Origin of the sequence: Ensifer meliloti (assembly GCF_030064585.1) — a bacterium.
Taxonomy (GTDB): Bacteria; Pseudomonadota; Alphaproteobacteria; order Rhizobiales; family Rhizobiaceae; genus Sinorhizobium; species Sinorhizobium meliloti.
Genome location: NZ_CP120364.1, coordinates 667,152 through 685,045, shown reverse-complemented (window position 1 = coordinate 685,045; position 17,894 = coordinate 667,152). Strand labels below are relative to the sequence as shown.

General features: G+C 63.3%; 18 protein-coding genes and 1 pseudogene. 13 read left to right on the top strand and 6 right to left on the bottom strand.

All coding sequences use genetic code 11. From position 1 onward, the window contains the following. Positions 1–306: 306 nt before the first annotated feature. A complete protein-coding gene (locus PZL22_RS03135; RefSeq protein WP_003530532.1) occupies positions 307–864 on the bottom strand; it encodes a DNA-3-methyladenine glycosylase in 558 nt (185 codons plus the stop codon). A 211-nt stretch (positions 865–1,075) separates the two neighbouring features. Here PZL22_RS03135 and PZL22_RS03130 point away from each other — a divergent pair, with 211 nt between their 5' ends. After that, positions 1,076–1,627: a methylated-DNA--[protein]-cysteine S-methyltransferase gene (locus tag PZL22_RS03130; protein WP_284718467.1), complete on the top strand. Its 552-nt coding sequence runs from the start codon at positions 1,076–1,078 to the stop codon at positions 1,625–1,627. A 1-nt stretch (position 1,628) separates the two neighbouring features. Next, complete coding sequence (locus tag PZL22_RS03125) at positions 1,629–2,894, top strand: adenylate/guanylate cyclase domain-containing protein (RefSeq protein ID WP_003530528.1); 1,266 nt, start codon at positions 1,629–1,631, stop codon at positions 2,892–2,894. A 51-nt stretch (positions 2,895–2,945) separates the two neighbouring features. Here PZL22_RS03125 and PZL22_RS03120 read toward each other — a convergent pair whose 3' ends face one another. The 3 genes from PZL22_RS03120 to glgA form a co-directional block, all read right to left on the bottom strand. Continuing rightward, the gene (locus PZL22_RS03120) at positions 2,946–3,722 is read right to left on the bottom strand and encodes an ABC transporter substrate-binding protein (RefSeq protein ID WP_003530526.1); all 777 of its coding nucleotides are present in this window, start codon (positions 3,720–3,722) and stop codon (positions 2,946–2,948) included. Between the two features lie 133 nt (positions 3,723–3,855). Next, positions 3,856–4,767, bottom strand: a complete 912-nt coding sequence (locus tag PZL22_RS03115) for a DMT family transporter (protein ID WP_003530524.1) — start codon at positions 4,765–4,767, stop codon at positions 3,856–3,858. 314 nt (positions 4,768–5,081) lie between these two features. After that, positions 5,082–6,542, bottom strand: coding sequence for a glycogen synthase GlgA (gene glgA / locus PZL22_RS03110; RefSeq protein ID WP_127594948.1), 1,461 nt, complete (start codon positions 6,540–6,542; stop codon positions 5,082–5,084). Positions 6,543–6,864: 322 nt separating this feature from the next. On the opposite strand from glgA, the gene PZL22_RS03105 reads away from it, so the two are divergent. Next, positions 6,865–7,326 (top strand): YbhB/YbcL family Raf kinase inhibitor-like protein, encoded by a 462-nt coding sequence (locus tag PZL22_RS03105; protein WP_003530520.1) that lies wholly within the window; start codon positions 6,865–6,867, stop codon positions 7,324–7,326. A 51-nt stretch (positions 7,327–7,377) separates the two neighbouring features. Here the strand turns inward: PZL22_RS03105 and PZL22_RS03100 are convergent, their stop codons facing one another. Further along, positions 7,378–8,973, bottom strand: coding sequence for a winged helix-turn-helix domain-containing tetratricopeptide repeat protein (locus tag PZL22_RS03100; protein WP_284718466.1), 1,596 nt, complete (start codon positions 8,971–8,973; stop codon positions 7,378–7,380). Positions 8,974–9,224: 251 nt separating this feature from the next. On the opposite strand from PZL22_RS03100, the gene PZL22_RS03095 reads away from it, so the two are divergent. The 7 genes from PZL22_RS03095 to PZL22_RS03065 all read left to right on the top strand — a co-directional run bounded on the left by PZL22_RS03095 (position 9,225) and on the right by PZL22_RS03065 (position 16,236). After that, positions 9,225–9,977 carry an SDR family oxidoreductase gene (locus PZL22_RS03095; protein WP_003530516.1) on the top strand — a complete coding sequence of 251 codons (753 nt, stop codon included), beginning with the start codon at positions 9,225–9,227 and terminating at the stop codon, positions 9,975–9,977. 76 nt (positions 9,978–10,053) lie between these two features. Then, on the top strand, positions 10,054–10,467 hold the full coding sequence (locus tag PZL22_RS03090; RefSeq protein WP_003530515.1) for a cupin domain-containing protein: 414 nt from the start codon (positions 10,054–10,056) through the stop codon (positions 10,465–10,467). 86 nt (positions 10,468–10,553) lie between these two features. Next, on the top strand, positions 10,554–11,651 hold the full coding sequence (locus tag PZL22_RS03085) for an HlyD family secretion protein (protein WP_003530513.1): 1,098 nt from the start codon (positions 10,554–10,556) through the stop codon (positions 11,649–11,651). Then, entirely contained in the window at positions 11,648–13,300 is a 1,653-nt protein-coding gene (locus tag PZL22_RS03080; protein ID WP_003530511.1) for an MFS transporter, read from the top strand. The genes PZL22_RS03085 and PZL22_RS03080 overlap by 4 nt, the downstream gene beginning before the upstream one ends. A gap of 151 nt (positions 13,301–13,451) precedes the next feature. Then, the gene (locus PZL22_RS03075) at positions 13,452–15,146 is read left to right on the top strand and encodes a M20/M25/M40 family metallo-hydrolase (protein WP_284718465.1); all 1,695 of its coding nucleotides are present in this window, start codon (positions 13,452–13,454) and stop codon (positions 15,144–15,146) included. A gap of 101 nt (positions 15,147–15,247) precedes the next feature. Next, positions 15,248–15,733, top strand: a complete 486-nt coding sequence (locus tag PZL22_RS03070) for a DUF2384 domain-containing protein (protein WP_003530506.1) — start codon at positions 15,248–15,250, stop codon at positions 15,731–15,733. Continuing rightward, positions 15,730–16,236: an RES family NAD+ phosphorylase gene (locus PZL22_RS03065; protein ID WP_003530504.1), complete on the top strand. Its 507-nt coding sequence runs from the start codon at positions 15,730–15,732 to the stop codon at positions 16,234–16,236. The genes PZL22_RS03070 and PZL22_RS03065 overlap by 4 nt, the downstream gene beginning before the upstream one ends. A gap of 80 nt (positions 16,237–16,316) precedes the next feature. On the opposite strand, the gene PZL22_RS03060 is transcribed toward PZL22_RS03065, so the two are convergent. Continuing rightward, positions 16,317–16,517 (bottom strand): GMC oxidoreductase, encoded by a 201-nt coding sequence (locus tag PZL22_RS03060; RefSeq protein WP_324280275.1) that lies wholly within the window; start codon positions 16,515–16,517, stop codon positions 16,317–16,319. A gap of 113 nt (positions 16,518–16,630) precedes the next feature. On the opposite strand from PZL22_RS03060, the pseudogene PZL22_RS31560 reads away from it, so the two are divergent. The 3 genes and pseudogenes from PZL22_RS31560 to PZL22_RS03050 all read left to right on the top strand — a co-directional run. Then, a pseudogene (locus tag PZL22_RS31560) lies at positions 16,631–16,750 on the top strand (SDR family NAD(P)-dependent oxidoreductase); the annotation flags it as partial. Next, the gene (locus PZL22_RS31555) at positions 16,719–16,931 is read left to right on the top strand and encodes an SDR family oxidoreductase (RefSeq protein WP_411974192.1); all 213 of its coding nucleotides are present in this window, start codon (positions 16,719–16,721) and stop codon (positions 16,929–16,931) included. The pseudogene PZL22_RS31560 and the gene PZL22_RS31555, both read left to right, overlap by 32 nt. 131 nt (positions 16,932–17,062) lie before the next feature. Next, positions 17,063–17,869 (top strand): glucose 1-dehydrogenase, encoded by an 807-nt coding sequence (locus PZL22_RS03050; protein WP_284718462.1) that lies wholly within the window; start codon positions 17,063–17,065, stop codon positions 17,867–17,869. The last annotated feature ends 25 nt before the right edge of the window (positions 17,870–17,894 follow it).

Below are 17,894 nucleotides of genomic sequence, written 5' to 3'. Positions count from 1 at the left end.
TATAATCGCAAGAATGGAGAAAAGCGTGGCTGGAAACCAGATTCGCCGCATGACCTGCGAAAACAACCAGGCCCATCGTGATGTCATCAAACTCATCCACTTACGATCAGCTCTGATCGAAGCATCGATGCATTTGTCCTTTAATTCTACCCGATCGAAGGACAACGACATGCAGAAGATCAAAGTGCTACAGCGATATTTGCGCGTCCGATCAGACGCGTGGGATGTAGCTTAAGGACAGAAGCGGGTCTCCGTGTCAACTTGAACGGAACCGAAGAGCGGCTTCACCCGACCGGCGAAGCTGCATCAGAACTTGCGGCTCACAAAGGATGAGCCGGCCAGCCCGAACCGCCAGGGCTGTTCTACCGCCTTGGTTATGCCGACGCGGATGCCGGCGGCGAGCGGCGGTTTCGTGGAGGGCAGGGTGAGGCGGAACGGATCCTCTCCGAGAGGCAATCCGTCCAGCTCCCGGCTGATCGCCAGCGCCTGTCCGACACGTCCCGGTCCGGAACACAATAGCCTCTCTTCACGGACGCCACGTCTCGCCCGCATCGTGTCTATGCCCCATCGCGGTTCGATCGCGCGGATCAGTACGGCGCTGCCTGGCAGGCAGACGAAATTCAGGCACCAGTGCAGGCCGTAGGAGAGATAGATGTAGGCATGCGCCGGCGGACCGAACATGGCGCGATTGCGCGCCGTGGTGCCGGCGAAACTATGCGACGCCGCGTCATCAGGCAGGTAGGCCTCCGTCTCGACTATCGTGCCGCCGACACCGGAAACGGTGAAATCGGCGCCGATCAGATCAGCCGCCACCTGGACGGCGCTACGCGCGAAGAAATCGACATCTGAGGTCAAGCGATGCACCGGTCAGTTCGAGTTATCCGCATCCTCGCAAGAGATCCGGCGAGCGCCAAGGCATGAATGACGAAAATCAGATCGTCTTTTTTAGGTCTCCCCTAGGGAAAACGGGTTGAATTGAAGGCCCGGGCGCACGATTCTCCATGAAGGAATTCGAAGCGCTACAGCAACTCGGCGTGCCTCAGTCGGGCATGCGGTGCTGGAGGAGAGCGAACTCATGAACCATTACCATATTTTCGAAACCGCACGCGGTTTCTGCGGCATCGCCTGGAGCGATGCCGGCATCACGCGCTTCCAGCTGCCGACGCGAAGCGCCGAATCCACCGAGCGACTGCTTCTGCGGCGTTTGCCCGACGGAGCGCCGCACGAGCCGCCGCCGCGGGTTGCCGAAGCGGTCGCGGCGGTGAAGGACTATTTCGAGGGAAGGGAGACGGATTTTTCCCGCTTCGATCTCGATCTGCAGGGACAGGGCGCCTTTTTCGAGAAGATCTATCAGGCCGCGCGAAAGATCCCGTGGGGCAGCACGACGACCTACGGCGCCCTTGCGAAGGATCTCGGCGCAGGCCCGGAGGCGGCCCGGGATGTCGGCCAAGCGATGGCGAAGAATCCCGTGGCACTGATCATCCCGTGCCATCGGGTTCTCGCAGCCGGCGGCAAGATCGGCGGTTTCTCGGCGCCGGGCGGTTCTTCCACGAAGCTCGGAATGCTCGAAATGGAAGGCGTCAAGGTCGCTCCGCCGGAGCCCGCGCAGCAATCCCTGGGGTTTTGAAATGGCCACCACGAACCCGAGCGAGGCGAACGTCGCAGTTCAGTCTCCGACACAGCCACAGCCGCCTTTGCCCGGCGAAAGCGAGGGGACATGGCCGGCGCGGCGGCGCCGGATCATCGACTGGCTCGTCATCGAGACGCGCGGCGAACGCTTTATCGACAACATCTTCGTGGAGATGTGCGACAAGCTGGTGGAGGCCGGCGTGCCCGTCGCCCGCGCCACCCTGCATTTCAGAATTCACCACCCGCAGTGGATCGGTGCACGGATTCTATGGCGAAAGGGTCTGGCGGAGGCGGAGCTTGATACCTATGCCTACGGCGTCGAGGACACCACGCAATATCTGAGCAGCCCCTTGCGCGATTTCAACGAGGGGGCGGAAGAAGTGCGCAGACGCCTTGACGACCCGACATCGGCGGGTCCGGATTACCCGCTCTATGATGAACTGCGCGCGGAGGGACTGACCGAGTACATCATCTGGCCCCTGCTCCATACGCTCGGCAAGCGGCACGCGGTCACCTTTGCAAGCGACAGGCCGGGCGGATTCAGCTCCGATGATCTCGCCTTCCTGAAGGATATTCTGCCGGCCCTGGCGCTTGTCAGTGAAATCCGGCTGAAGAACCGCTTCGCCCGCACGCTTCTCGAGACCTATGTCGGGCCGCATGCGAGCGAGCAGATCCTGGCCGGAGCGACCACACGCGGCAGCGGCGTGACGGTAGGCGCGGCGATCCTCATCTGCGATCTGCGCGACTTCACGAAGCTGTCCGACCTATGGCCCAGGGACGACGTCATCGAACTCCTCAACGGCTATTTCGACGCCATGTCGGAACCGATCGAGCGGCACGGCGGGGAGATCCTGAAATTCATGGGCGACGGGCTGCTGGCGATCTTTCCGCTCAGCAATCCCTGTGCCTGCAGTCAGCTTCTCGGAGCCATCGGCGAGGCGCAGGCCGCTCTTGCCGTTCTCAATGAGGAGAACCTGCGCAAGGGCCACGATCCGCTCGGCTACGGCATCGGCGTCCATGTCGGCGATGTGATGTATGGCAATATCGGTTCGCGCCGGCGTCTGGACTTCACGGTGATCGGACCGGCGGTCAACATCGCCTCGCGTCTCGAAACCCTTACGAAGGAGCTGAAGCGTCCGGTTCTGCTCTCAAGAGCCTTCGTCGAAAAGGCAGGCTGTGCAGGGCAGATGGAAAATCTGGGTTCCTATGCCTTGCGGGGGCTTGATGAGCCGGTCGACGTCTTTGCCTTCTCGGGAAAAAAATAGATTTTGCCTCTCATCCGGCCTGCCGGCAGGCCGGATGAGAGGCATGCGCCGTCACTTCATCGTATAGACGTCAATGGTGAAATACTTGTCGTTGATCTTCTTGTAGGTCCCGTCGGCGCGGATCTCATCAAGCGCCTTGTTCAGCTTCTCGCGCATTTCGTTGTCCTCCTGCCGGACAGCAATACCGACGCCGTCGCCGACGAATTTTTTGTCGGTGATCGGCTCGCCGACGAGCTCGCAGCAACCCTTGCCGTCGTCATTCTTGGTGACCCAATCGAGCAGCGGCAGCATGTCGCCGACCTGCAGGTCGAGCCTACCGTTGACCATGTCGAGATTGGCTTCGTCCTGGGTGGGATAGAGCTTGATCTCGGCATCCGGGTAGACGGCGGCGATATAGTCGGCCTGGGTCGTGCCGGATTGGGCGCCGATCACCTTGCCCTGGAGCGCCTCGTTGCTGAAGGCGCTGATGCCGGCACCCTTCGGTGCCGCATGCGTCATCGCGGCCAGGTAATAGGGATTGGTGAAAGCCACCTGCTTCTTGCGCTCCTCGGTAATGAACATCGACGCGATAATCATGTCGTACTTCTTGGCAAGCAGGCCCGGAATGATGCCGTCCCAATCCTGGGCGACGACTTCGCACTCGACCTTCATGCGCTCGCAGAGCGCGAGACCGATTTCCACGTCGAAACCGCCGATCTTGCCGCTGGAATCGACGAAGTTGAAGGGCGGATAGGCACCCTCGGTTCCGATCTTTAGCTTCTCCGCAGCAACGGCGGAAGAAGACAGTGCAGTGCCGGCGAGTGCCAGCGCCAGAATGAGCTTTCGCATGTTCTTTCCCCTCGGTTGCGCCTTTGTTCGGCGCTTCCAGGGAACTGTAGGGGCAGACGTTACATAAGCGAAATCGATAGGCGCGATAATCGATATTCTTAGCGTTGATGAAGTGTGGAAGTCGTGCCCGGGATTAGCCCTTTAGCCGCCCCTGCCTTTTCAGTTGCTGTTCGCGGAAGAAGATGAAGAGACCGGAGGCGACGATGAGGGCGGCGCCGATCACCATCGACAGCCGCGGCGTATCGCCGAAGATCAGCCAGCCGAAGAAGATTGCCCAGAAGAGTAGCGTATACTGCAACGGGGCGACCGTCGCGGCATCGGCGAGCTTCAGCGCCCGGTTGACGAGGACATGGGCGATCATTGCTACGGCGCCGAGCAGGCAGATGAGCGCCGTGTCGAGTGGTTTGAGGGGTGTCCAGTCGAAGGGTGCCCAGACGAGGCCGGCGACCGCGGCGCCGACAATCTGCCAGAAGGCGAGCGTCGTATCCGGAGTGCCGCGCAGCGAACGCCCGGAAATCATCATGAAGGCGAAGGTCATGCTGCCGAGAATCGAGATGACGGCCGGCAGCGTGAAGGCCTGTGACGACGGCTCGAGCGCGACGACGACGCCAACGAAGCCGATGCCGATCGCCGTCCAGCGCCGCCAGCCGACAGGTTCCTTCAGCACCAGCGGCGAAACGGCCGCGACATAGATCGGCGCCGCCAGCCAATAGGTCATGACGTCAGCCAGCGGCAGGTAGACGACGGCGAAATAGAACGCGACCACCTCGGCGGTCGAGGCGACGACGCGGGCAAGCTGAAGGCCGGGCCGCTCGAGAGTGAAGAGTTTTTTCGGGCCGCTTACCCACAGGAAGGGCGCGAGCAGAAGGGCAGCGGCGATGCTGCGGATAAGCACCACCTGGCCGACCGAGTAGGTGGCGACGAGCCACTTCCCCATGACGTCGTTCACCGAGAACATCAACATGCCGAGGAGCATAACGACCACGCCGGCGCGGGCGGCGCCGTTTTCACGGGAAAGGTTGCCGGGGACGCTGTCGACGGCCATGGATGCGAATTCCTTCAGAGCGGGTCCGCGGTCCCGCGGAACGTTTCCGGTCGCGAGGCACGGATTTCAGAGAATCCGGCGCGGCAACCTGCGCAGCCATTCGCATATTCGGGCGGCGCAATCCATGCCGCACTGCTTATCAATTCATCACCTTTGCGAATGATAGCAATTTGCGAAATTGCGGAATTCCGGGAAAGGCGAGGGACGGCGCCGGCGCATGCTGGAGCATTTCCGCTTTCCCCTGAATGCCCAGCCCTTTTGCTTTCGAAATTCCGGACGGAAAACCGCTGCGCACTTTTCCTGGAGTTTCCAGGTCAGGCGCTGCCGACCAGGCGCATGTCGGGATTGAGGAGTTCGCTGTAAAGCTCCGCATAGCGGGCCGCACTGCGATGCCACGAGCAGTCGGTTTTCATGCCCTGGCGGCGAAGTCCCTCCCAGACGCGTCGCAGCCGGTAGAGCCGGAAGGTGCGGCGCAGTGCATGGCGCAGTCCGTCCTCGTCGATGGGCGCAAACTGTATGCCCGTCGCGACATGGGCATGGAGCGCGGCATCGTTGGCATCGATGATGGTCTCCGACAGGCCGCCCGTGCGGGCGACGACCGGTACGCAGCCGTAGCGCAGCGCGTAAAGCTGCGTGAGGCCGCAGGGCTCGAACCGGGACGGAACGAGCATTGCATCCGCGCCGGCATGAATCCTGTGGGCGAGGTGCTCGTCATAACCGATGCTTACACTGATGTTTTGCGGGAACCGTCGCATGAGATCCATGAATGCGGCTTCCAGCTTCTCCTCGCCTTGCCCATGGATGATCAGGGTGCCGCCATTCTTGACAATCTCGCCGGCGGTCGCAGCGAGAAAGTCCATGCCCTTCTGCCATGTCAACCGGTTGACGCTGGCGAAGATCGGTCCGCAGGTGTCCGGCAGGCCGAAATGCCGGAGCAGCACCTGCCGGTTGGGCAGGCGGCGCAGCGGCACGCGCGCCGAATAGTGATGCTCGATGCAGGGATCCGAGGATGGATCCCATACTTCCAGGTCTATGCCGTTGACGATGCCCACGACATCCGCATGCCGTTCGTTCATCACGCCTTCCAGCCCCATGCCGAAGGCCGGGGACATGATTTCCCGCGCATAGGTGGGGCTGACGACCGTGATCGCATCGGCTGCCTGCAGGCCGCCCTTGAGGAACCCGATATCGCCGTAATATTCGACGCCGTCGATCGAATATGCTTCCGCCGGGAGGCCGAGCTCGGGGAAGTAGTGGGCCGGGAATTGCCCCTGGAACGCAAGGTTGTGCACGGTCAGGACGCGAGGAATGGTGTCGTCGCCGGCGTACTTCAGATAGAGGAGGCTCATCGCCGCGTGCCAGTCATGTGCGTGAATGATGTGCGGCCGCCAGTTGGGAACGAGCCCGCGCGCGATTTGCGATGCGACCAGCGAGAAGGCGGCGAAGCGTTTCCAGTTGTCCGCATAATCCCGGCCATGCCTGTCTACGTAGAGAGCCCCTTGCCTGTCATAGAAGGCCGGCGCATCGAGCACGAAGAGATCCAGCCCGTGAGCCCGCGCCGCGATGAGAATGGCGCGTTCGCCGAACAGGCTTTCAAACTCGGCGACCGGGGTCGCGTCGCTGAGCGCGCGCATGACGCCGGGGTAACCCGGAACGAAGCTGCGCGTGTGGATGCCGTGGGCCCTGAGTGCCTTGGGGAGCGATCCCGCTACATCTGCCAGGCCGCCGGTCTTGACGAGCGGAAAAATTTCGGCCGTGACAGACAGTATCTGCATCGTTCATGTTCCGGGAAACGTGTTGAATGCGACCGGCCCACTCGCCGCCTATGTGCCCTCCATCAACACAATCATGAGCATCAAAGTTCCCGCCGTCCGATGAAATTTTATCTGCCTATCGCGCGCTGTTCGTGCGGCTGGGATTCGCGGCGCCTGCCGCCGTCGGGAACACAAGTCGCGGCTCTTGGTTCTCCTATTCGCGCGAGGAGGCGCCGATGGGCCAATGCCCGCGCTCTCGCTTTTGTAGCAGCCGCGCCTGTGCGTTCCGTGGGACGTGCAAAGATCGCTGCGGCATTTGCTCGTACATGGAAGGAGGCAACTGATGACCTTCAGTCTGATCAGTCCCGTATTCGCCGACGGCCAGCCGATACCGCAGAAATATACCCGCTTCGGCGAGAACCTGTTCCCGCCGCTGAAATGGACGGGGACGCCCGAGGCAACGCAGAGCTTCGCGTTGATCGTCGAGGATCCCGATGCGGTGAGCGGTTTGTTCCGCCACTGCTCGATCATCAACATTCCCGGCAGCTGGACTGAGCTTCCGCAAGCGGTCGATACCGGACCCGAACGTGGGATCAAGTTCATCAGAAACGATTTCGGAAACGCCCGTTACGACGGGCCGCAGCCGCCTTCCGGAACAGGCGTGCACCGTTACCGGTTCAGGCTTGCCGCCCTCGACGCGGCCAATCTTTCGATCCCCGACGACGTGGGCGCGGCAGAAGCCTGGGAGAGGGCCTGCAAGCATCTAATCGGCGAGGCGGAGATCGTCGGCACATACGAAGGCTAGATGTAAGCATTTCCAGAAACGGTGTGTCTAGCGGCTTTCCCCCGCATCCGATCACTCGGGCAATCCGGCCAGCCGCAGTCCGTCCGCAAATCGGGCGAGGTCTTCCGGGCGATGAATCGGCAGCCAGTCCCGAAGGGTGGACACGCGCAGTGACGGGTCGAGCGCCCGCAGGCGCTGCATCGTCTTTCGCGCTTCCTCCGTCCGCCCGGCAAGCGCGTGGCTCGCCGCCACCAGGGCGACCGCGACGAGCAGGCTGGGCAGGTTTCCCAGCGCCCTTTCCGCCCAGACCAGGGCGGAGTCGAAGCGACCGGCGAAGAAATGCGCGAGTGCCGTTCCGGCCTGCATCCGGAACATTTCCTGGTCCAGGGGGCTCAGACGTGCGGCGTGCTCGATATGCTCGATCGCACTCTCCGGTTCACCGCGGAAAACGCGCAGGAAGCCGCCGAGGAACCAGGCGGGGGCGAAGTTGGGGTTGAGCAGCCGTGCCCGGTCGATGAGCGCAATGCCGCCGTCCAGGTCGCCGACGAGATGTCCGAGCGCGTGACCGCTTCTTGTCAGCGCCACCGCATCGTCCCGGCCAAGTTCCACTGCCCGCCGCGCCAGGCGCGCGCCCTCGGCTATCTCCTCGGCCCGATCGACCATCCAGCCATTCAACTTGCGCCAGAAGTAACACCAGGCGGCCCCGGCATAGGCAGACGCAAATTCCTGATCGAGCTCGATCGCCCGATAGAACAAGGGCAGTGCCGCCTCGATTGCTTCATGGGTTCCGCTGTGCAGTTTTGCCATTCCACGCAGATAATAGTCGTGGGCGTCGAGGCTTTCCGTCGGCTTGCACTTGGCGCGCTCCATTTCCGCCCGCTCGACCTGAGGTGCGATAGCGCCGACGACGCTTTCCGCCATCCGGTCCTGCAGCTCGAAAATGTCGTCCAGGGTGCCCTCGAAGCGCTCCGCCCAGAGATGCGTCCCCGTCGTCGCGTCGATGAGCTGCCCGGTTATGCGCACCCTGTTTCCGGATTTGCGCACGCTGCCTTCCAGCACATAGCGCACGCCAAGCTCCCTACCGACGTCCTTCACCTCCACCGCCCGGCCTTTATACCTAAAACTCGAATTGCGGGCGATGACGAACAGCCAGCGGATGCGCGAGAGGGCCGTGATGATGTCCTCCACGATGCCGTCTGCGAAATATTCCTGCTCCGGATCACCGCTGAGATTCTGAAAAGGCAGGACGGTGATGGAGGGTTTGTCCGGAAGGACGAGTGCGGAGGCTGTTTCTCCCGATCCGCCGGAGGCCTGTAACGCGGCGCCTGGCCCGACGGGCTGTCGGACTTCTCCGATCCCGCCGATCCTGATGTCGCCGACGAAGCGGAAGCCCTTGCGGGCGACCGTCCGGATCAGGCGCTGCTCCCCGCCGGTGTCGCCGATGGCTTTGCGAACCGCATTGATGTGGCTGGTGATCGTCGATTCCGAGACGATGCGGCCGCCCCACACCGCCTGGAGCAACTCGTCCTTGCTGACGACACGGTCGCGGGTGCCGACCAGATGCAGCAGGAGGTCGAAGACCTGCGGTCCGACGGACACGACCTGTCCGCGCCGAGTGAGTTCCCGGCGCTCCTGGTCGAGCACGTAGTCTCCAAACATGAATTGCACTTCGGCATCCCCTGGCCGGCCGCGCTCGCTGTCCGGGCAACTGGCGAATAATATCTGATTGCACGGCATCGCGTAACTGGCTGCACCGCCGGCAGCAAGGCATGCCGGTCGAACAACCGCTCCTTTGGACGCAATTCCAAGCTTCCTTGAAGGGCAATTCAAGCCCGCCACAGGGACTTCCCTGACGCGCGCAGGCACTCTCCGTTCAGACCGACGGCAATGGTTGCAGTCGAGAGAAGCGGAGACAAGCGATGAAGATCGTCGTTATCGGAGGCACCGGCCTCATCGGATCGAAACTTGTGCAGAACCTTCGCGAGCGCGGCCACGATGTGCTCGCAGCCGCCCCCAATACGGGCGTGAACACCATCACCCGCGAGGGCCTCGCGGGGGCGCTGGACGGCGCGGATGTCGTCGTCGACGTGGCGAACGCGCCGGTGTGGGAGGACAAGGCCGTTCTCGATTTCTTCGAGACGTCGGGCCGCAACCTGCTGGCTGCTGAAGCTGCCGCCGGCGTCCGCCACCACGTGGCCCTGTCGATCGTCGGCAGCGAACGTCTTCCCGACAACGGGTATTTCCGTGCGAAGGTCGCGCAGGAAAACCTCATCAAGGCATCCGGCATTCCCTACACCATCCTGCGTGCCACGCAATTCTTCGAGTTCGTCGGCGGCATTGCCCAAGCGGCGGCCGTCGGCGACGAGATCCGCCTGTCGCCGGCGCTGATCCAGCCGATCGCCTCCGACGACGTGGCGGCGGCGCTCGCCGAGGTCGCGGTCGCACCGCCGGTCAACGGCACGCTCGAAGTCGCCGGTCCCGAGGCGATACCGCTCGATGAACTGGTCAGGCGCTTCCTGCGGTCGACTGAGGACCCGCGCAAGGTCCTGCCCGATGTCCACGCGCGCTACTTCGGCGCCGTGCTTGACGATCAATCGCTGACCCCCGGCAAGAACCCGCGCCTCGGCGCGATCCGCTTCGAGGACTGGCTCGGCCGGCAAGCCGCGGGCTGAGGCTCCCGCGAACAATCGAAAAGGCGACCCGGCACCGGGCCGCGCCACACCAAAGCACTCTCAAAGGAGAACTGAAATGTTCACGCGATTCCTCTCGGCCGTTGCTCTTGCAGCACTCTCGTTCACTGCAGCCTCGGCCGGCGACCGGCCTGCCGGCAAGGTGACCGTCGTATTCGACCACGCCCTTCCGAACGTGCCCGGCAAAAGCATGAGGGGCGTCCTTGTCGAATACGGTCCCGGCGGCGGTTCGCCCGCCCACACGCATCCGAAGTCTGCCTTCATCTATGCGACGGTGCTCGAAGGCGCGATCCGCAGCAGCGTCAACGGCTCCCCGGAAAAGGTCTATCAGGTCGGCGAAAACTTCTACGAAGATCCAGGCTCGCAACATGAAGTAAGTGCGAACGCCAGCGACACGGAACCTGCACGGCTGCTGGCGGTGTTCGTTCTGGACACTGACGAAACGGAACTGACCACGCCGGTCGGGGAGTGACGGCTAGACGCTCATCAGCGCGGCAGCCCTGGCGCAGATCCCTGCGGCAGGGCTGCGGCAATCGACACCCAATAGGAAGTGAGAAGATGGAATCGCTGGAGGAGAAGGTCGCCATCATCACCGGCGCAAGGTCCGGGAACGGTGTCGCCGTGGCGCGACCCAACAGGAAAAAGATGATCGGCCTGGCGCTGTGCCTCGGCGCGGTCGTCGTCGTCGTTGCCGGGTGGACCTGGGCCCGCGAGAGCGGAGCGGCGTCGACCGACAACGCCTATGTCCGCGGGGATGTTACCTCGCTTGCCCCAAAGGTCGCAGGCTACGTCACGGCTGTCGAAGTCGAGGACAACCAAGCGGTACGGGCGGGCGACGTGCTCTTCCGGATCGACGATCGGGACTACCGCGCAAAGCTTGCGCAAGCGGTGGCCAATGTCGAAGCGGCAGAGGCACGGCTGACCAACGTCGATGCGGAGATGGCGCTTCAGCATGCCCTGATCCGCCAGGCCGAAGCGCAGCGACGTTCGGTCGTGGCCGAGTTGAACCTGGCGGCCAAGGCCTCTGACCGCCGCCGCGAGCTTATCCGCAGCAACACGATCAGCCAGGCCCATGTCGACGAAAGCGACGCGGCGAAATCGAGGGCCGAGGCGAACGTGTTGGCGGCTTCCGCAACGGTGGAGGCGCAGCAGCAGCGCATCGCCGTGCTTGCCGCGCAGCGCGAAGCCGCCGTCGCTGCGGTGGCACAGGCGGAGGCCGCGCGCGACCTCGCCGGGCTTGATCTGGAGAGCACCGTGGTGCGCGCCCCCGTCGGCGGCGTCATCGGCAACCGGCAGGTGCGCGTCGGCCGGCTCGTAGCGCCGGGCGCTTCCCTGCTCGATATCGTTCCGCTCGACAATGTATGGATCGTCGCGAATTTCAAGGAAACCCAGCTCGAACATATCCGGCCCGGTCAGCGCGCCAGCATCACCATCGATGGTTACCCGAGCGGAGCGCTTGAAGGCGTGGTGGACAGTTTTTCACCCGGCAGCGGCTCTGCCTTCAGCCTGCTGCCCGCAGACAACGCCACGGGCAACTTCGTCCGCGTCGTCCAGCGCGTTCCGGTGAAGATCCGGTTCGCCGGCAATCCGCTGTCGGGCCGCCTCCTGCCGGGCCTGTCAGCGCGTGTCGAGATCGATCTGGAGAGCGGTTCATGACCATCGCCACCGCCACGCCGGGCCGCGACATATCCATGGCAGGGGGCCTTCTCGTCGCCGGCATAGTGCTTGCGACGCTGACCGAGGCGATCGCCAGCACCGTGCTCTCGCTCGGGCGCGGCGATATCATCGGCGACACATATGCGACGCCCGACGAGTTCGCCCGGTTGGATGTCGGCTACACCGCTTTCAAGCTTATCGGGTTCATGGCCGCCTCCTGGCTGATGAGCCGCTTCGATCCGCGCAGCCTGATCGTCGGCTCGACGCTGGCCATGGGCATGGCATGCGGCATTGCCGCCATGACGGCCCGGCTGGACCTCCTCGTCGCTCTTCGAATGATTCAGGGCTTTTGCGGCGGCACCCTGCTCGTCGGCGGCCAGGCGATCATCTTTCTCGCCTTTCCGCGGTCCCGTCAGCCGATCCTCCAGGCCCTGTTCGCGATGGGGTCCGTCGTCGCTCCCGCGACGATTGCCCCGGCGCTTCAGGGCTGGCTGCTCGATAGCCAGTCCTGGACATGGATCTTCTTCAGCATCGTTCCGCTGGCGCTGGCGGCTGCCGGGCTTCTGCTGATCGCGGATGCCCCGATGCCCGCACGAGCCGCGCGGCGGCCGTTTGACTGGATCGGCTTCTCCCTGATTTCCATTGCGCTTTTCTGCTTCACCTACGTCTTCAGCCAGGGCAGCCGGTGGGACTGGTTCGAGGAGCCGCGAATCCTGTGGCTGGCAGTGATCGGTACAGCCACGCTTCTGGCCTTTCTCGGTCAGCAGGTGCTCGCCAAAGGACAGGGCCTGTTCGACTTCACCCTGTTCGAAACGGAGGATTTCTGCTTCGCCTTCATCGTCAGTTTCGTCGCCGGCGCCGCATTGTTCGGGAGCGCGTTCCTGATCCCGTCCTTTGCCGTGTCCGTCCTTGCCTTCACGCCGACAGACGCCGGGCAGCTCCTGCTGCCGAGCGGGGCACTTTTCATCGGCGCGCTCCTCATCGCCGCCTTTCTCATGCAGCTCCGCCGTGTTCCTCCGGTCGCCACCGTGCCCTTCGGCATCCTGATGATCATGGCGGCGATGTGGATGCTGTCCGGGTCGACCAGCGAAAGCGGTGCGGGCGACATGATGGCAGCGATCCTTTTGCGCGGCGCCGGCCTTGGCTTCCTGTTCCTGTCGATCACCCTGATCGCCTTCAGCAATCTCAAAAGCCGAAATCTCGCCTCCGGTATCGGTCTCTTCAATACGGGCCGCCAGCTCGGCGGTCTCATAGGGGTCAGCGCACTCCAGACCCTGATCGAGCACAACGTCTCCCACAATCTCGCGGTCCTCGGCGCCAACGTCACCGCAGGAGCTCCCGCCATCGCCGATCGGCTGACGACCACCGCTGCCCTGCTAACGGCAAAAGGGATGGACGCGGCTGCCGCGAGCCGCGGGGCGGCCAGTCTTCTCGGCCGGGCCGTGGCAGGTCAGTCCACCGTGATCGCCTTCGACACCGCATTCAACGCGATCGGCCTCCTCTTCGTCATCGCCGCCCCCGTGCTGGTCGGCATCAAGATCGGCCTCTCGCGATATGCAAAAGCGCGTGCTGAAAAAGGCCGCGCCGGCGTGGCGGCCAAGCCGTCGGGTCACCACACCCTTCCGATCAAGCGCGTCCCCGCATCATAAACGTCTCGCTTTTCGAGACACCGTCAGTTACCCGTATCGTCGAGATCAGCTCGTTCAGTTCCGACGCAATCATGGCCCACACACCGTTGGTGAAGACCGAACGCGTGGATTCCTTCGAAAGCACCTGTCGAACTGAAGACGGAGAATTGCGATGACGAATGCACAAGAAGAGACTGTCTCTCGCGCTGGAAGCCGGATCGACAGCGAGCGCGTCCGGCAATTCGCTCTGCGCATGACGTCCTGGCCCAGTGAAACCGGCACGCCGGGCGAAGCATCCTTCGCGGATCGCCTCCATGGGCTTCTCGGCGAACTCCCCTATTTTCGGGAGCATCCGCAGGACCTGGGCCTCCTTGCAAGTCACGGCGAACCGCTGACCCGCAATGTCGTTGCGCTCGTTCGCGGCACGGGCAAGCGAACACTGGTCATGGCCGGCCACTTCGACACCGTGTCGACCGACAACTATCACGAGCTCAAGGCGCTGGCATGCGACAGCCTGGCGCTCAAGGATGCACTCATCGAAAGCCTGTCGGCGCGAACCGGCCGATCCGAACAGGAAGAGCAGGCCCTGCAGGACCTGGCGAGTGGCGACTTCCTCCCCGGCCGCGGCCTTCTCGACATGAAGAGCGGACTCGCCGTGGCCATAGCCTGTCTCGAACAATTCGCGGCCGACACGGACCGACAGGGCAATCTCATGCTGGTCGCCACCCCCGACGAGGAACGGGAAAGCCGGGGAATGCGATCGCTCCGGGACGCGTTGCCCGGCTTGGTCAGGGATTTCGACATCGAAATAGCCGGGGGCATCAACCTCGACGTGACCTCGGATCAGGGCGACGGCAGCGAAGGACGGGCCGTTTACGCCGGCACGATCGGCAAGCTCCTACCCTTTGCCCTGGTGATCGGCTGCAGCTCTCATGCGAGCTACCCCTTCGAAGGGGTGAGCGCACAGGCCATGGCGGCCGGGATCCTGGCACGCCTGGAAGGGAATGCTTCCCTGGCGGATCGCGACGACAACGACATCTCGCCGCCGCCGATCTGCCTCGAGGCGAAGGACCTGCGCGACGGTTACGAAGTGACGACGCCGGAGCGCTTCTGGATAGCTTTCAACTGGCTCTACCATTCGATGACGGCGGACGCACTCTTTGAGCGCTTCCGAGAGGAGGTGCTGACCGGCGCGAACGAGGCCATCGAGACGTTTTCGGCACAGTCGGCGGAATACGGCAAGCTCGTCGGCAGAAGTGCGGGCGGCCTACCAGCCAAGCCGCGCCTTCTGTCGTTCCAGGAATTGCGGGCGGCGGCTGCACGCGTTTTCGGGCACGGCTTCGACGCATTCTATGCCGAGAAGGAAAGGGAATTCTCCCAGAGCGACAACCCTCTCGTCGCTACGCGGCAACTTACTGAGTGGCTCGTCGGTATCGCGCGCCTTTCCGGCCCCGCCATCGTCATCGGCTTCTCGGGATTGCATTATCCGCCCAGCCATCTGCGCCTGGCGGAAGGAAACGACCGCTCCCTTCATCAGGCGATCGAGAAGGCGCGTGCCGGTCTTGGCAACGATCCCGCGCGAAGCCTCATCTGGAAGCCGCATTTTTACGGAATCTCCGACATGAGTTTCCTCGGGCTTGCCGCCAGCGGCAGCCAGGTCGTTTCGGACAACACCCCGATCTCACGTCTGGTCGATCGGCCATCCGAAAACGCGCTGCGTTTTCCGACCGTCAATCTCGGACCTTGGGGACGGGAGTTCCACCAGAAGTTCGAGCGCGTCCATGAACCCTACGCGTTCAGGGTCCTCCCGGATCTCGTTTCCGAAATTGCCAGGACCTTCCTCGGCGACGACAGACACAGGGACTGAGGCTCGCAGATAGGCAAAAAAGTCGCCTGTCCTCCGAAACCCTTGAAACCGGTCGCGACAGGTGGCATATTTTGAGCGACAGATGACGTAGGAGAAAAATTATGGCTCTCGCGGCAAAAGCACCGATACCAGCGGCAGGCGGTGGTGAGCTGCAAAAAATCGAGACCTTACTCGGCGGTTCGCGTGTTCTGGCGCATCACCTGACCAATGCGCTCGACGCGCACGAGCTTCTCTTGCGTGGTCTGCCGGCATCGGCACTGGATCACCTTGTCGGGAATCTCGTCTTCATCGGCAAGACCGAGTCGCTCGAAAAGGCAGTAGGTATGAGTTTGCGCACGTGGCAGCGGCGCAAGGAGACACCCAACAAGCCGCTTAGCCAGGAGCAGAGTGGTCGCGCGTGGAAGTTTGCGGAAATACTCGCAAAGGCGACGGATATTTTTGGATCGCAGGCGGAAGCCGAACAATGGCTGGAGCGTCCGGCGGTCGGACTAGACCAACGCCGCCCGATTGATCTTCTCGGGACGCCGGCCGGCGTCGAGCTGGTCGAGGATCATCTCGACCGCGTCGAATACGGCATCTATGCATGACCCTTCTGCCGGTTGCGCTCGGCGGGACCGAGTTGGTGGCTTGGCGGCTCGACCAAGCCGTCCACGCACCGACATGGGATAGCGGAGAAGGCGCCTACCGAGTGGGCGGCCGCTGGAACAGTAAGGGGGTTCGTGCGGTCTACTGCTCACTCGACCCTGCGACGGCGATCCTTGAGGTCGCGGTTCATAAGGGTTTTCGGGCGCTGGACATGGTGGCGCATACAATGACGGCCGCAGCCATCGCGGACGCCGGCGATGTCTATGTCGTCGATCCGAAAAGCGTGCCTAATCCCAACTGGGCACGGCCGGGCATTCCCGGCGCGGGACAGCAAGCCTATGGGGATGATCTGCTTCGACGCCATCGGTTCGTCGCAATCCCGAGCGCGGTCTCGCCGCATAGCTGGAACCTGGTCTTTCTCGCGGGCGCCGCGCCGGCCGCCTATGCCCTCAAATTCCAAGAGCCATTTGCGCTGGACACGCGATTGCATCCACCGGGAACATGAACGCCCTCATTGGCCGACCCTGTCGTAATGCTCGAGACGCTCCTGAAAACGGCTCAGAGGCGTGACGAGGCGCTGCGTTCTTACGCCGTTCCCAGAATGAAACCGGCGCAGCGGTTGCCCTCGGGAGCATTGGTGTTGCCGGCATTGATGTCGGGGACGGCCGACATGTCGGCCACGCGCAAGCCCTCTATCACCCGCACGCGCATGCGCGCATCGAGCGCCGCCATCGGGTCGCCGTCGGCACCCATGCGGGCCTGGTGGGACGAGGTGATCGAAACCAATCTTACGGCGCAGTTCTGCTGACCCAGGCAGTGGGCCGCGGCATGATCGCCCGCGGGAAGGGCGGGAAAGTGATCTTCACCGCCTCGCTCCTGACCTTCCAGGGAGCATCACCGTGCCGGACTATGCGGCCTCGAAGGGCGGGGTCGGCCAGCTCGCCAAGGCTTTCGCCAACGAATGGGCAGCCCGGAACATTCAGGTCAATGCCATTGCCCCCGGGCTACATCGCCACCGACAATACCGAGGCCTTGCGCAACGATCCGAGCCGCGCCGAATCCATTCTCGCGCGCATCCCCGCGGGCCGCTGCGGCCGGCCCGAGGACTTTGCCGACCCGGCGGTCTTTCTGGCCTCGGCGGCATCCGATTACGTCTCGGGCACGATCCTCACCGTGGACGGCGGCTGGATGGGACGCTGATCCCACCTCGACCGCCGGTCAGGAACTGTACCACAGCCCTGTTTTCTCTTATGTTCCGGGTGGGTGGCGAAGCCAAAGCTCCGCCATGCCCGCCGTGCCGAGTGGGCACGCCCGTCCCAGGAGCCCGAGACATGATGGATGGCGCCTCAAACGCCGCGCCGCGGATAAGCGGTCTTCCCGCGCTTTTCGATCTGAGCGGCCGGGTTGCCCTGATTACCGGATCGAGCGGCGGGCTCGGCCTCACCATGGCGCACGCTCTTTGCGAGGCGGGGGCGTCAGTTATCCTCAACGGTCGCGACGAGGCGCGCCTTGCCGGTGCGCGTGCGGAACTCGAAGAGCACGGCTTCACCGTGGGAACCTCGGCCTTCGACGTCACCAAGTCGGCCGAGGTCGGCCGAGCGGTGGCCGATATTCTCGCCGAGCGAGGCCGTATCGACATTCTGGTCAACAATGCGGGAATACAGCACCGCACGCCGCTTCACGAATTCCCGGAAGACGCCTTCAGGCGCGTCATCGAAACCAATTTGACGAGTGCTTTCCTTGTCGGCCAGGCGGTCGTTCAGGGGATGATCGAACGCCGCGAGGGGACGATAATCAATATCTGTTCGGTCCAGAGCGAACTCGCACGTCCCTCGATTGCGCCCTACGCCGCGTCTAAAGGCGGGCTCAAAATGCTGACCAAAGGCATGGCGCTCGACTGGGGCCGATACGGCATCCGCGTCAACGGGCTTGCGCCAGGCTACTTCAAGACGGAACTGAACAGTGCGCTGGTTTCGGACGAGAAGTTCTCGACATGGCTCGAGCAGAGAACGCCGCTTGGCCGCTGGGGCGATACCGGCGAGCTGGCAGGGGCCGCTGTGTTCCTGGCGTCGGCCGCATCGAGCTTCGTCACCGGTCACATACTCTATGTCGACGGTGGCATCACCAGCTGCCTTTGAGGCGAACATTTCCTGCAGCTGAATC

Coding starts and splice junctions, on each gene's coding strand:
- PZL22_RS03130 (WP_284718467.1), top strand. CDS start 1,076: ATGAACCATTACCATATTTTCGAAACCGCACGCGGTTTCTGCGGCATC.
- PZL22_RS03125 (WP_003530528.1), top strand. CDS start 1,629: ATGGCCACCACGAACCCGAGCGAGGCGAACGTCGCAGTTCAGTCTCCG.
- PZL22_RS03120 (WP_003530526.1), bottom strand. CDS start 3,722: ATGCGAAAGCTCATTCTGGCGCTGGCACTCGCCGGCACTGCACTGTCT.
- PZL22_RS03115 (WP_003530524.1), bottom strand. CDS start 4,767: ATGGCCGTCGACAGCGTCCCCGGCAACCTTTCCCGTGAAAACGGCGCC.
- glgA (WP_127594948.1), bottom strand. CDS start 6,542: ATGCAGATACTGTCTGTCACGGCCGAAATTTTTCCGCTCGTCAAGACC.
- PZL22_RS03105 (WP_003530520.1), top strand. CDS start 6,865: ATGACCTTCAGTCTGATCAGTCCCGTATTCGCCGACGGCCAGCCGATA.
- PZL22_RS03095 (WP_003530516.1), top strand. CDS start 9,225: ATGAAGATCGTCGTTATCGGAGGCACCGGCCTCATCGGATCGAAACTT.
- PZL22_RS03090 (WP_003530515.1), top strand. CDS start 10,054: ATGTTCACGCGATTCCTCTCGGCCGTTGCTCTTGCAGCACTCTCGTTC.
- PZL22_RS03085 (WP_003530513.1), top strand. CDS start 10,554: ATGGAATCGCTGGAGGAGAAGGTCGCCATCATCACCGGCGCAAGGTCC.
- PZL22_RS03080 (WP_003530511.1), top strand. CDS start 11,648: ATGACCATCGCCACCGCCACGCCGGGCCGCGACATATCCATGGCAGGG.
- PZL22_RS03075 (WP_284718465.1), top strand. CDS start 13,452: ATGACGAATGCACAAGAAGAGACTGTCTCTCGCGCTGGAAGCCGGATC.
- PZL22_RS03070 (WP_003530506.1), top strand. CDS start 15,248: ATGGCTCTCGCGGCAAAAGCACCGATACCAGCGGCAGGCGGTGGTGAG.
- PZL22_RS03065 (WP_003530504.1), top strand. CDS start 15,730: ATGACCCTTCTGCCGGTTGCGCTCGGCGGGACCGAGTTGGTGGCTTGG.
- PZL22_RS31555 (WP_411974192.1), top strand. CDS start 16,719: ATGCCATTGCCCCCGGGCTACATCGCCACCGACAATACCGAGGCCTTG.
- PZL22_RS03050 (WP_284718462.1), top strand. CDS start 17,063: ATGATGGATGGCGCCTCAAACGCCGCGCCGCGGATAAGCGGTCTTCCC.